Here is a 12,809-nt window from a genome sequence, read left to right as displayed (position 1 = left end):
AATTAGTTTTTCCACCAATAGGAAAATTACTTATCTTATCACTACTAAAATTCCTTCCTGTTATGCCTGTATTAATTTTATATATTCTAACATCCATTCTCTAATCCTCACCTTAATGTTTTATCTTTTAAGTTTAAAATAATAATATTCCTTTAATTTTCATGTAATTAAAACGCTTTCTTTAAATATACCATGTGAATTAATTACTTTCCACCTTCATAAATTTGTTTATAATAATTATATAATATCAATCTATATCTTATCTCACTAATGATTAATTTTCATGAAAAAGTTTTATCTAGTAGCAGTACAGTTTACGCCTACACAGCAATGCGTTAGCTTCAAGAACATAAGTAATTACTAAAATTCTAACTTTTATATATAATAAAAATAATCTAAAATTATAGGAGGAAGATTCTTATGAAAAAGAATAAAATAATAATCATACCTACTTTAGTTATACTAATCATAATTTTCTGTATTACTATTTATAATATAAAGAATCCAGTAATCAAAGGTTTATATGGAAATATGGAAATCATTAAATACAATGGGCAAACTGCCAAAATGGACAGCTTTTTTTCTGACTCTACTGAATCAGAATATTTAGGACGTACAGAAGATAAAAACTTTGAAGTCTATGCATATAAAAATGGTTCTGATTATAACTTATTTACTCTTTTTGGTTCTGATAATACTAATACATACAAAGTTCCAAACTTCTCAATCCCAAAAGATGGGGAAGTTACTAAAGTGTTCCTTGACCCAAATACTAGAGAACTTAATAATAAAGTTATAAAAAATCAATCTGACATAGAAATGTTTAAAAAACTTGTTTCATATAAAAACAGTGAAGATGTATATCACATAAATAATATATACACAGAAGGTACTGAAATCTATTTTGCATATGATAATTGTCCTGTTGCTACCTCTGACAATTTAGTTGGATACCTAGCATATATTGACCATAATTGGATTCTTGTAAGCCCCAAAAATTATAGAAATTCCAATAATACACTATATTCAAATGAAGCTGATTTGATTGGAAGCAAAATCACAGATTCTGAACTAATTAAATGGCTTAATGACAATGAAACTGAAGTAGCACCCCCATCTTATAAAGAGAAGCTTTAAATTACTCTATTTAAATAATAATTTAAATCTTAAACTATAATTCAAATTTTCATAAAAAAACTATTAATATTAATATGCTTAAAAATAAAGATGCGTATATCAAAGGTTATTTTAATATACGCACCTTTATTTATGCTCATTTATAAACAATATCCTTTAAGCATTCCTTAGTTCTCTCATAACTACTTAAATCCACACTTATCATGAAAATCCATTTATTATCATATTCCTTAAGATTCCAGAGAACCTTTCCTCCAGCCTCTCCCTTAGGATAAAGAAGCACACACTTTTCACAGTGCTTATAGCTAGTTATATATGCATACATCTGGTACACATCCCCTTGACTATAATTTTCCTTTCCATTCTTAATCCCTTTTTTCCACTTTGTATCTATTATAATTTTAGGAGTTTCATCTTTATATATGACTATATCTGGCTTTAAGGCTATTTCTTCTCTTTTTCTTTTCTTATTGTATAAAAGATATTTTGATTTTTCCTGTGTGTTTACAAATATATTCTCTTCACTTATTACTTCTTTTAAAACAATTCCTATATATTCCTCATAAAGATAGTTCATCTCAAATAATATTGTAAACCCAAATTTCTTTCCCCTTGAATTATCTCCCATACTTCCATTTAATATCATCTTAGCTAACTCAAAGGATTTTTTAAATCTTTCATTTCTTCTATTTAATTTACATCTATTAAGAACATGTTTATGTATAAATTCATCACTTATCTCTTCAAAGCTTCTCTCTAAAATCCTTAGGTTATTTTTTAATCTTTCACTTCTAACTTCTTTTAAAAGATAATTTAAAGCCATTTTAATAATTCTATTAAATAAATTATCCTCTGTAAATTCATCATATGCACAATAAGCTTTATTATTATTAAATCTATTCACCTTAGAATGCTTTGTTACTAAAAGTTTTCCCTTTATATTCCCTATGGAATTTTCTACAGAAACATATTCACTATAAACTCCCCTTTGAAGTTCCCTTGCAAGATCCCTATAAAATATTTCTCCAATAATATCTATAATATTATTGTTTATAAGATTACTTCCTATAAAATCAACGGTTTTTATATTTATCTTTTTACACTTACTTAGCATGAATAAAAGGACTTTTCTATCCTCTGAAACCTCTCCTGAAAGAGATACTTTAGGCAATATTTCTATTGCTAAATTATCTAAGGCTATAACTCCTACATAGTTTATAAATTTTAACTTCTTATATCCAAAAACCACTAATTGAGAGCTTAAATTATCCTCTATATACTTTGAAAGACTTTGAAACTCCCTCTCTGTTACCTTATTTTCACCATCCCCAACATAAAGGTAATCAACCCCCTCACTTAGGGTTATATATTTTTTACTCATAAATATTTTTTAACATTTCCTTTGTAATTTCTCTATTTAAAGCAAAGTTTTCCTTTGTTCCTAAATCAGCTATATTATCAAATCCATTAAATAAATCCTCAGCCTTAATATTTTCCTTATAAACTATGTATTTGTTATTTTTCTTATTATCAATTCCTCCTAAAACCATACCAACCTTTTCATTATCTCCATAAAAATATTCTTGAAGAAGAGGTATTATCTTATTTAACATAGTAAAAATAAGTTCCTCTAAGGTGTTTATTTTAACAAAGTAAGCGTGTCCTATTAAGTGATCCCTATCAAGTAAAAACTCCACTCTATTGTTTATTTTCTCTAAAAGCCTATACACTTCTATTTCATCAACTTCTCCTAAATCCTCATAAGAAGGCATCATTTCTTCAAAACTAAACCTTCTTCTTAATGCAACATCTATTTGAGCTATAGATTTATCAGAAGTATTCATTGTTCCAATTATATAAAGATTACTTGGAAGGGCAAATTGCTCCTTGGTGTATGGAAGACTTACTGTTACATGGTTTGTTGTACTAATTCTCTTATCCTCTTCTAAAAGAGTTATAAGTTCTCCAAAAATTTTAGATATGTTTCCTCTATTTATCTCATCTATAATAAGAACATATTTTTTATTATCTCTAAAGGCATCTTCCCTATTTATATTCTCTAAAACAATTTCTTTTTTCTCTTCATAACCAAGCTCTTCTCCACCTTTAAGTCCTCTTTTCAAATCTTTTTTTAAAGAATCATAAGAAGCTCTTATGGCTATTTTCTTTAAAACTCCATCCTCAGTTACAAAATTTCCGTTTCCATCAGACTTAAGCCCCTCAATAAACTCCTCATAACCATAACTTTGATGGAAAGTACAAAACTCTATTTGTCCACTTTCAACTAACTGCTTATATCTGTTTAATATTCTTTCCCTAGAATCTTTTATCTCATCATAAGAATCTCTATCTATAATTTCAATAGCCTTATTTATAACATTATAAGTTTTCCCTGTTCCTGGAGGTCCATATAATATGAAGTTTTTAGTTGATTCATCCATATGTTTGTATGAATTTTTAACTTCTTTTATATTCTCCATATCTTCTTTTCTTGGACTTTCTTCTATAATAGAATAATCCACTTCAACGGCTTTATCATAATATTTTAGAAGATCTCTAACTGCATTTTCAAAGAAAATTTTTATTTCTTCTAGGCTCATTTTTTTAGCATCTTCATAATTTAATATTCTTCCTATACCAAGTTTTAATTGTTTTTTGCTTTTTACCTCTTCAATTAATACTTTTATTTTTTCTTTATCATAAATAAAATTATAGTCTGAATCCAAATAAACAAAATCATCATTCTCATCTAGTATGTCTAAAAACCTTAAATGCCTTAAATAATTATCATAATTATTCTTACTTTCTTCATCATTAATATCTAATGCAACTTTAAATCGAGTTGAATTATTTCTTAAGTCTTTTTCTGCAACTATTGATATGCTACTAGGTAAATTCATACTATTATATTTTTTTAATTGAGCCCAAAAGTAATGTCTTATTCTTTTATTAGTTCCATCTAACCACTTTATAGTTTTTCCATTAAACAATTCATATTCTTCAAAGCAATTTACAATTATCTTAAATTTATTTAATTCTTTTTGAGACTCTTTCTTTAAATTTATATATCTTTCTTTTTCTTCTTTATTCTCACATTTCTCTGAATTTCTATAGGGTTTTCCCCCTTCTTTTTGTAAAAATTCTAATATACCTAAATAATCATCTTTTTTTAAATTCATAATACTTTTATTTTCCTTTACTAAATTTGTATATTCATTATCTATAAATTCTATTAAATCACCTATACTTTTTTCTCCAACTACAGTATCTAAAACTAAACTTCTATTCAATCCTAATGGTTTCTCTTTAATGTAATTCATTTCTCCATTGTAAACAAGCCTTACATATGAATCCTCTCTTTTTATAAAATATTTATGAGATGAATTAGGATATTTTGCATTATAATGAGTTGAAACTCTAGCTCCTTCTATTTTCTTCTTTGTATAAAATTTATTAGCAAGCTTTATAATTTCTGATTGTTTAAAATATAAATCATCTATATCTAAATTATTATGATAAGCATTAAAAGCTTTTAATGCTGCTGAAACCCAAACTGCCTCGTCTATTTTATCTAAATTAATCATACAAACTCTCCTTTTCATTAAAATCCGTTATTTCAACTATTCTTTTACATCCAAATTAAAAATTCTTATTAAATTTAAAACAAATAGTAGATAGCACTATTTCACACTTTATCTACTATATAAATCTTGTACATTCAATATTATACATACTTCTCATACTACCAACTCACCGATATATTCCTTATAAACCTTGTACAATTCTCTATTAAAAATTTCTTTCAACTATTACTTCCATAAGCTTTCCACCTAACATTCCACAAAGAATTCCATAAGTAAGAGAAATTGATCCAAATTTTCTTATAAAAAATATGCTTATTGCTATTCCAAAACACATTCCAATAGACATATAATCCACTCTTTTTCTTGCTTTATTGTTTATATCACCTGATTCTTTAGAATATCTTTTATTCCTTTTTAAATTTTTATTATTCCTAAAATCATTTAAAACTATAAACAAAACAATTAAAAGTAATATAGCGGGTAAAATATCCCAAAAAAACTCTTTCATAAACTCTACTCCTAACATTTATTTTAAACAAATTATAATATATTTAAACTTTAAGTATATAATGATTTCATAGAAACTGAAAAATGGGGAAAGTTTTAAAACTTTCCCATTCACTCTACTACATATAATTATCTATTAAATAATAGCATCTTTCCTTGCTTTCCTTTGCCACCTCTGAATTTACCATAAGAGGAGTAATTGACCCACCTTCAAATTGTTTCCTTATTTCAGCTATTTTATCTTCTTTTTTCTTAATCCAAGCCACTTCGCTTTTTTCAAGTTCTCTAGCTTTTTCTTTGCTTAAATTTTGTTTTAAGTAATCATAAATTTGATTTAACTCATCATCATATAATTTAGCTTGCTTCCCACTAATAATATTCATCCCCATTTGTGTTGAACCTTCCTGAGTTTCATACTCTTTATCTAACTTTTCAGACTCACTATCTATATTTTTCATCCTTTTAAGATACTCTGATTTTGCTTTAGATAAGCTACCTTCAGCACTTGAGTTATCCTTTTTAGAAGTACTCTTACTTTCATCTTTCTTAGAAGAATTACTTGCTCCTTTACTTTCCTTGCTATTAGAATTATCTACTTTAGCAGTCTCATTAGCCTTAGTAGTGCTATCAGTCTTACTATTCTCTTCTTTCTTTTCCCCCTCAGCTTTATTCATATCTTCATTATCCTTAGAATTAGCCTCTTTAGCCTGTGATTTATCTAACTCATCATTATTCTTTGCCACCTCTGGAGAATTATTATTTTCTGCACTATTTACAGAAGCCCCATCATTATAAGAGTTTGTCTTATCTCCACACCCAACTAAAACTCCCAAACTAAGCACAACAGCCAATAAACTAATCAAATAATTTCTTCTCTTCATATCATAACTCCTTTTAAAATGTATCTATTCCTTTTACTTTTTCAATTATATACCAATTGTAAAAGTTTATTTCTTACTGGAATTTTCTATTTAACCCCAAATCCAATGTATTTTTTTCTATTTTACAACAATAATTAACATATACTTAAAAATAGTTATTTTTTATTTATATTTTTTACAAATCATAAAAATTTTCTTTGTAATAATTGGAATGTTAAATATAAAAAGGAATCTTTAAAGTTTCTTAGAATTATAATATCTATAAAGTGAAAATCTTCTAATTTACGAGGTAGTAATTTATGAATGACCCAATACTTAAGAGATGTAAATACTGTGACAAAGCATATAAAGGAACAAGTGAAAGCAGTTGCTGCTCTGATCTTTGCAATATTAAATATCAAAAATATATGATACAAAAAGAAAAAACTGAAACTCCATTAAAGATTTTTTCTATAATACTGCTATTAATTTTCTTTACTAATATTATATTCTTTTCACCCAATAACCATATATCAGAATATTTATTCACAGCTATTTCATTACTAATATCTGCTTTATATATAATATTTCCCTTTGGAGAAGATAGGGGTTTGCAAAAAAGAGGAGTAAGAAAGACTAAAATAATTTTCAGAACTATTGGTGTAACTTTATTAATTTGTATATTAATACAACTTTTAAAACAATTGTAAGTTAATATATTAATAAAAAAAATCTAGGAGAGTGGTAAAATGTCAAAAACTAAATTTAATAAACTTCCTTTGGTTTATCCTATACCATCAGTATTAATAGGCACAGTTATAAATGATAAACCTAATTTTACAACCATAGGCAACTGTGGAATAGTAAGCGTTAACCCTTCTGTTGTTTATATATCAATGGAAAAGAGTCATTATACCAATAAAGGCATAAGAGAAAACCAAGTATTTAGTATCAATATACCTTCAGCAGATTTAGTTGAAAAAGTTGATTATTGCGGACTTGTTTCAGGAAACAATATTGATAAATCACAGATTTTTGAGTGCTTTTATGAAAGTAATAATAAAATCCCACTAATTGAGGCATGTCCAATAAATATGGAATGTAAAGTAATAAATGTACTTGATATTTATGATATGGAAGTATTTATTGGTGAAATAATAGAAACTTATGTTGACCAAGACTTACTTACAAATGGTTTTCCAGATACAAAGAAGATAAATCCACTTATTTACTGTATGGATAATAATTATTGGAAAATAGGTAGCTTTATTGGAAATGCTTTTGAGGTAGGCAAAAATATCAAATAGTAATTCACAAAATTCTTATATTTAGCATGTGGCTGTATCAAAATAGTAATTTTTTAAATTTGATACAGCCACATTTGTTTAAGTAATAAAATCAAAATTACACATTTCTTCTATTACCATATTTATCAAAATTCTTCTTTAAAGCTCTCTCTGTAGGAAATATTGATGCAACTAAAACTACAGTCTGTACCATACAAAGTGCTCCGCCCCATGCTCCTACAACTTGGTCACCCTTTCCAAAGACAAATAACATAATAATAAAAGATATAACAAACATAATAGATCCTATTTTAAGCCATAGTCTTCCACAATATTTATGTGCAAACTCCCAAGTGTCCTTATTTTTCATTGACATTGAAGTTCTGTATCCAAAAAAATGATTAATTTCCTTAGGTGCCTTTTTACTAAAGTATTTACCAAAAATAATCATTATAAGTGGTATTAATAATTCAAAAATCATCATAAAAATCCAAAATCCCATTTTCTCTCTCCTATTTCAACTTAATTTATTCTTCAAGGTAACTTTCTAACTATAAAAATTCTTATCTTATAAACAAATATAAAAAAATAGAATGAAAATTTCAATTCTCTTTTATAAATCATTTCCTAATCACTAAAAAATACTTCTTCCCTCCTTACCTTCTAATAACGTTCCTTGATGAAAAGACATCTTCCACTTTCCATTTTTCTCTGTCCACAAAGAACTACGAAGGGAATATCTCTTTCTCTCATCTAATTCATCATGTTTTATTACCATATAAGTAGCTAAAACACAATTATCTGTAACCTTCTTCACCTTAAAATCTAATATTTCCCAGTCTAATATTCTCTCGTCCTCTTCATCTTGAAAAACATCTCCATATTTATAGTGATATTCACTTCCTGAACTACTAAATTCAACAAAATCATTTGATAATATTTCATTTATTTTATCTGCTGACTTTCTCACTTCAGACTTTATTAAATCATTTTCTAACTGAAATATTTGTTCCTTAATAGAATCCATACTACCACCTCATCTTAGGATCTAATTGCTTATAATTATTTTTAAAGCCAATCACTTTATTACGCTATTAATTATAAAAAATAATTATCCTTCTAGTATCTCTTTATTAATATTTTAAATACAAAATATTACAAAATTAAGACAATTAAAAATATAAGAAGTTATAAAACAGACTATAAATCCATTTTACCTAAAAACATTATGCATATAATGAATTTATATTCCATATATTATCTCAACTAGGTTCTTTCCCAAAGTAAAGCTTAAGTAACTTACATCACTTCCTAAAATTTAAAGAAAGTATTTATCCTAATATTTTCTTAAACTTTACTTAATTGAGTTTCTTAAGGAAGAAAATTCAAGGAAGAATTTATAATAAAACCCTTACACTACTTTTTTTATAAATTGAGGTGAATCATGAAAAAAATCATTAAACTATTTATAGCCATACTAAACATATTTATTTTTCTAGCTCTATATTACTTTTTATCCTTTATAGGCTCTCTTTTATTTTTATTACTCTGCTGCTTTATAGCAAATACTAGCTTAAGTTTATTACCTCCTAATTTTATTGACTCAAATTTCTTTATGATTGATGGATTTGCTTGCTTCATAACTATGTTAGTTTATCTTATTATATATAAATGTAAAAAGTATAACAAAAACAAACTCAATATTAAACTTCCAAGAAAAGATATTCCTAAATATGCCTTAATTTCAATGGGTATGGGAGGACTCTCTGCTCTATGGCTTATATTTGCAGATAAAATCCTATCCTCTATTACTCTTGTAAAAAATAGCTTACAAAATTTTTCTAAGATATCTGAAAGTTTAAATAATGAAGCCTATATATTTATATTTTTATCTGTAATCTTATTTGGGCCAATTGTTGAAGAGTTACTTTTTAGGGGATTAGTTTTTAACGAAATAGATAAGATAAAAGGAGGCGCAACACCTATAATTCTCTCTGGTATTTTATTTGGCTTATTTCATAGAGAGCCTGTACAAGTTGTTTATGCCTCTATATTAGGAATTATTTTAGGTTTTGTATATAGTAAAACTCGTTCTCTTCCACTAGTTATATTCATGCATATGCTAAACAACCTAATTGCAACCCTTCCCCCTCCACTAGCTAAACATGAAATATTACAGTTTATTAATTACTTTCAACTAATTAGCATAATTCCAATGGCCTATCTATTATACAAACTATACAAAAAAGGCTCTTTAACAAGCTAAGCTTAATCTTAATTTCAGGTTATTTATTAGTCTTAATTTTTAAAATTACAACTCTAAACTTAAAGTTTATTTTGGTAAACATTATTAACTACTAATGCTATTTCTAAATAACTTTTAAATCAAAATTTTAAATAAAAAAAGAGTGTTTTAAATTACATAAATATATAACTTAAAATACTCTTCTTTTATTATTCTACTTTATATTTTAGGCTCTCTTTTAATTAACTTTTGATTTTTTATGTTCCTTTAAAACATCAAAAAAACTTTATATAAAATCAAATTTTTAAATATTTATTCAAAGGTAAATTTAAAAGTCATTCATTAACATAGCTAGTATTTCATCTACTTCAAATATTTCTTTTGTCTCAAATATTTCTTGTAAATTTTCTATATTTTCATCTGAATGTTCAATATCTTTAGAGTAAATACGGCTAACCTCTACCATATCTTCCTCTGTAAATTCATTATTATTCTCTATAAATCTTACTACAGAAAGCTCCTTAATCATTAATGTACTTATTATGGCTAACTTTATCTTAGCAGACATATCATAGTCAAAAATTGCTTTCATGAAATATCTAAATATAAAGTATATAAGTATATTTTTAAACTTATATAAGTTTTCTTTGTAATACTCATTAAATTCTTTGTGCTTTTGTAAATAAAACTCTTCATTTCCTTCAAAATACTTTAATGCTTTCTCTAATCCTAAGGGATCATTAGAATTTATATGCTTTATATTCTTATAAATATTTAAATATTCACATAAGTTTTTATGTTTTATTCTTTCTTTTCCTTTATAACCTTCTAGTTCCTTTATAAGTGTATTTATGAAATTTTCATCCCTATACTCTTCCATAAGATCTAGTATTTCGTCCATATCACCTAAATCTATCTTGTTTTGAACCTCTTTAACAAATTCAAGAGCTAAGGCTGCCTTTGTTCCTAAATCTAAATCTTTACGCTCTATAATATTAAAAATAATATTCCTACACTCTAAAAACTCTGAAAGAACCTCTTCATCAATTCCATAATCAAAGAAGTCTTCATCATCAGTTAAGTTATCTATTTCACTATTATTGCTTTCAATTTCTTCACTATTTTTTAAGTCAAGGTACTGTCTATTTTCACTTAAGTTAAAATACTTATTATTTTCATTATCCATTAAGTTAGAAGATTTACATAAATCATAGTTTGAAGAATTAATATCTTCACATGATAAGCTTAAATTATCTTCTACCTCTTTCTCAGTCTTGCTTTCACAATTATCCTCTTCACTTAAATTAAAAGTAGTATTTTCAACCTTTCTTAAAATAATTCTTGCAGCCTCTGGACATGACAAAGATAGTCCTATTTCTCTTAAATCTAAAAATTCTTCAGTATATCTAGGAAATTGCTGACAAGTATAACAAAGATAATCCTCTCCAAGATTAATATAAATCTCACACATCTTTTTTTCATTTAAGAAGGAACATTTTCCATTATTCAAAAGGAAAATATTCTCCCCATCACTTTTAACTATTTTGCTTCTTAGTATATCTCCAAATTTACCATCCACATTTTCATAACGCTTATGGGTTTCATCATCAATAACAATTTCCCATCCAGCACAACAAGTATCTTCACACTCTGATGCTATACATTTAAACTCATTAAAATAATTTGGTACTCTTACTTTCATCTTTTTCCTCACAGTTTATAATAATTCTAAGTCTTACCTTTTAATTATATCAAAAAATATAAACCCATTGTTTAATACATTATATTTTAAAACTTCTCTAATTCAATCCTTATTACATAGTAAATATTTTCAAATACTGTTATAATTTATTTAAAAATATCTATATTTTCAAGTTGCAAGAAGTTTTTAATAATTAGGTTTTCATGCCTATTTATATGAAAAATAACTTTTAAATTAATGGATAAATATGAATTTTATAAAGGAGATTATATTTTTATGTGTAACAAAAACAATACCTTTGAAAAGAATCTAGATATAAGCCATAATCAAGAACCACTAATACTATTTAACAAGGATAATAACATATGGAATTCAAAGTATTTTAGAATTCCAAATATACAATTATTAAATGATGGTACAATTTTAACCTTTTCAGATATTCGTTATAATGGTCCTGATGACCATGCTTATATAGACATAGCTTCTGCACGCAGTACTGATTTTGGAAAGACATGGAGCTATGACATAGCAATGAAAAATAATCGTATTGACTCTACCTACTCTCGTGTAATGGACTCCACAACAGTTATTACAAATACAGGTAGAATAATATTAATTGCAGGCTCATGGAATACAAATGGAAACTGGTCAATGACTACTTCTACCTTAAGAAGTGATTGGTCTGTACAAATGATTTATTCTGATGACAACGGATTAACTTGGTCTAACAAAATAGATCTAACTACTAACTCCTCAAAAGTAAAAAATCAACCAAGCAATACAATTGGATGGCTAGGTGGAGTTGGTTCAGGTATTGTAATGAATGATGGAACAATAGTTATGCCAGCACAAATTTCCTTAAGAGAAAATAATGAAAATAACTATTATTCATTAATTATCTATTCAAATGATAATGGTGAAACATGGACAATGGGAAACAAAGTTCCTAATTCAAACACCTCTGAAAATATGGTCATAGAATTAGATGGAGCTTTAATTATGAGTACAAGATATGATTACTCTGGTTATAGAGCAGCATATATCTCCTACGATTTAGGAAACACTTGGGAAATATATGAACCTTTAAACGGTAAAATTTTAACTGGTAAGGGATCTGGATGCCAAGGTTCATTTATTAAAGCTACTACTTCAAACGGACATAGAATAGGCTTAATTTCAGCACCTAAAAACACTAAAGGCGAATATATAAGAGACAATATTGCTGTTTACATGATTGACTTTGATGATTTATCTAACGGCGTTCAGGAAATATGTATTCCTTACCCTAAAGATGGTAACAAATTAGGTGGTGGATATTCTTGTCTATCATTTAAAAATGGTCATTTAAGCATTGTTTATGAAGCCAATGGAAGTATAGAATATCAAGACTTAACACCTTATTACTTACTAATTAATAAACAATAATAAAATACTACATTATACTAATAAAAATCACATTAACATAAATTAAAATAGAGCAAAAAAATT

Annotated in this window: 12 protein-coding genes; 5 read left to right on the top strand and 7 right to left on the bottom strand. The window is 26.4% G+C overall.

All coding sequences use genetic code 11. The annotated features are described in order from the left end of the window. Positions 1-567 precede the first annotated feature (567 nt). On the top strand, positions 568-1,137 hold the full coding sequence (locus Q1J60_RS08805) for a hypothetical protein (protein ID WP_300261021.1): 570 nt from the start codon (positions 568-570) through the stop codon (positions 1,135-1,137). Positions 1,138-1,273: 136 nt separating this feature from the next. Here the strand turns inward: Q1J60_RS08805 and Q1J60_RS08800 are convergent, their stop codons facing one another. From Q1J60_RS08800 to Q1J60_RS08785, 4 genes are all read right to left on the bottom strand, one after another. Continuing rightward, a complete protein-coding gene (locus tag Q1J60_RS08800; protein WP_300261018.1) occupies positions 1,274-2,518 on the bottom strand; it encodes an McrC family protein in 1,245 nt (414 codons plus the stop codon). After that, positions 2,511-4,721 carry an McrB family protein gene (locus tag Q1J60_RS08795; protein ID WP_300261015.1) on the bottom strand — a complete coding sequence of 737 codons (2,211 nt, stop codon included), beginning with the start codon at positions 4,719-4,721 and terminating at the stop codon, positions 2,511-2,513. The genes Q1J60_RS08800 and Q1J60_RS08795 overlap by 8 nt, the downstream gene beginning before the upstream one ends. Positions 4,722-4,926: 205 nt before the next feature. Next, positions 4,927-5,229, bottom strand: a complete 303-nt coding sequence (locus Q1J60_RS08790; protein ID WP_300261012.1) for a hypothetical protein — start codon at positions 5,227-5,229, stop codon at positions 4,927-4,929. Between the two features lie 118 nt (positions 5,230-5,347). After that, on the bottom strand, positions 5,348-6,109 hold the full coding sequence (locus tag Q1J60_RS08785; protein ID WP_300261009.1) for a lysozyme inhibitor LprI family protein: 762 nt from the start codon (positions 6,107-6,109) through the stop codon (positions 5,348-5,350). A gap of 299 nt (positions 6,110-6,408) precedes the next feature. Here Q1J60_RS08785 and Q1J60_RS08780 point away from each other — a divergent pair, with 299 nt between their 5' ends. Both Q1J60_RS08780 and Q1J60_RS08775 read left to right on the top strand, forming a co-directional pair. Next, positions 6,409-6,798, top strand: coding sequence for a hypothetical protein (locus Q1J60_RS08780; protein ID WP_300261007.1), 390 nt, complete (start codon positions 6,409-6,411; stop codon positions 6,796-6,798). A gap of 39 nt (positions 6,799-6,837) precedes the next feature. After that, positions 6,838-7,395, top strand: coding sequence for a flavin reductase family protein (locus Q1J60_RS08775; RefSeq protein ID WP_300261004.1), 558 nt, complete (start codon positions 6,838-6,840; stop codon positions 7,393-7,395). Between the two features lie 97 nt (positions 7,396-7,492). Here the strand turns inward: Q1J60_RS08775 and Q1J60_RS08770 are convergent, their stop codons facing one another. Together Q1J60_RS08770 and Q1J60_RS08765 are read right to left on the bottom strand one after the other, a co-directional pair. Further along, positions 7,493-7,876 carry an SdpI family protein gene (locus tag Q1J60_RS08770; protein WP_300261001.1) on the bottom strand — a complete coding sequence of 128 codons (384 nt, stop codon included), beginning with the start codon at positions 7,874-7,876 and terminating at the stop codon, positions 7,493-7,495. 132 nt (positions 7,877-8,008) lie between these two features. Further along, entirely contained in the window at positions 8,009-8,401 is a 393-nt protein-coding gene (locus Q1J60_RS08765) for a nuclear transport factor 2 family protein (RefSeq protein ID WP_300260998.1), read from the bottom strand. Between the two features lie 417 nt (positions 8,402-8,818). Between Q1J60_RS08765 and Q1J60_RS08760 the strand changes: the two genes are divergently transcribed. Next, positions 8,819-9,640, top strand: coding sequence for a CPBP family intramembrane glutamic endopeptidase (locus Q1J60_RS08760; RefSeq protein WP_300260996.1), 822 nt, complete (start codon positions 8,819-8,821; stop codon positions 9,638-9,640). Positions 9,641-9,947: 307 nt separating this feature from the next. On the opposite strand, the gene fliB is transcribed toward Q1J60_RS08760, so the two are convergent. Beyond that, positions 9,948-11,321, bottom strand: a complete 1,374-nt coding sequence (fliB, locus tag Q1J60_RS08755; RefSeq protein WP_300260994.1) for a flagellin lysine-N-methylase — start codon at positions 11,319-11,321, stop codon at positions 9,948-9,950. 276 nt (positions 11,322-11,597) lie between these two features. Here fliB and nanH point away from each other — a divergent pair, with 276 nt between their 5' ends. Next, positions 11,598-12,746: an exo-alpha-sialidase NanH gene (gene nanH / locus Q1J60_RS08750; protein ID WP_300260991.1), complete on the top strand. Its 1,149-nt coding sequence runs from the start codon at positions 11,598-11,600 to the stop codon at positions 12,744-12,746. Positions 12,747-12,809 lie beyond the last annotated feature (63 nt).

This window comes from Clostridium sp. (genome assembly GCF_029258205.1).
GTDB lineage: Bacteria > Bacillota > Clostridia > Clostridiales > Clostridiaceae > Sarcina.
The sequence above is the reverse complement of the archived record's forward strand: the minus strand, read 5'-3'. Positions and strand labels throughout refer to the sequence as shown.

What these genes read in the sequence shown, in the direction of transcription:
- Q1J60_RS08775 (WP_300261004.1), top strand. Translation starts at nt 6,838, where the DNA reads ATGTCAAAAACTAAATTTAATAAACTTCCTTTGGTTTATCCTATACCA.
- Q1J60_RS08785 (WP_300261009.1), bottom strand. Translation starts at nt 6,109, where the DNA reads ATGAAGAGAAGAAATTATTTGATTAGTTTATTGGCTGTTGTGCTTAGT.
- Q1J60_RS08790 (WP_300261012.1), bottom strand. Translation starts at nt 5,229, where the DNA reads ATGAAAGAGTTTTTTTGGGATATTTTACCCGCTATATTACTTTTAATT.
- Q1J60_RS08765 (WP_300260998.1), bottom strand. Translation starts at nt 8,401, where the DNA reads ATGGATTCTATTAAGGAACAAATATTTCAGTTAGAAAATGATTTAATA.
- Q1J60_RS08760 (WP_300260996.1), top strand. Translation starts at nt 8,819, where the DNA reads ATGAAAAAAATCATTAAACTATTTATAGCCATACTAAACATATTTATT.
- nanH (WP_300260991.1), top strand. Translation starts at nt 11,598, where the DNA reads ATGTGTAACAAAAACAATACCTTTGAAAAGAATCTAGATATAAGCCAT.
- Q1J60_RS08800 (WP_300261018.1), bottom strand. Translation starts at nt 2,518, where the DNA reads ATGAGTAAAAAATATATAACCCTAAGTGAGGGGGTTGATTACCTTTAT.
- Q1J60_RS08795 (WP_300261015.1), bottom strand. Translation starts at nt 4,721, where the DNA reads ATGATTAATTTAGATAAAATAGACGAGGCAGTTTGGGTTTCAGCAGCA.
- Q1J60_RS08805 (WP_300261021.1), top strand. Translation starts at nt 568, where the DNA reads ATGGACAGCTTTTTTTCTGACTCTACTGAATCAGAATATTTAGGACGT.
- Q1J60_RS08770 (WP_300261001.1), bottom strand. Translation starts at nt 7,876, where the DNA reads ATGGGATTTTGGATTTTTATGATGATTTTTGAATTATTAATACCACTT.
- fliB (WP_300260994.1), bottom strand. Translation starts at nt 11,321, where the DNA reads ATGAAAGTAAGAGTACCAAATTATTTTAATGAGTTTAAATGTATAGCA.
- Q1J60_RS08780 (WP_300261007.1), top strand. Translation starts at nt 6,409, where the DNA reads ATGAATGACCCAATACTTAAGAGATGTAAATACTGTGACAAAGCATAT.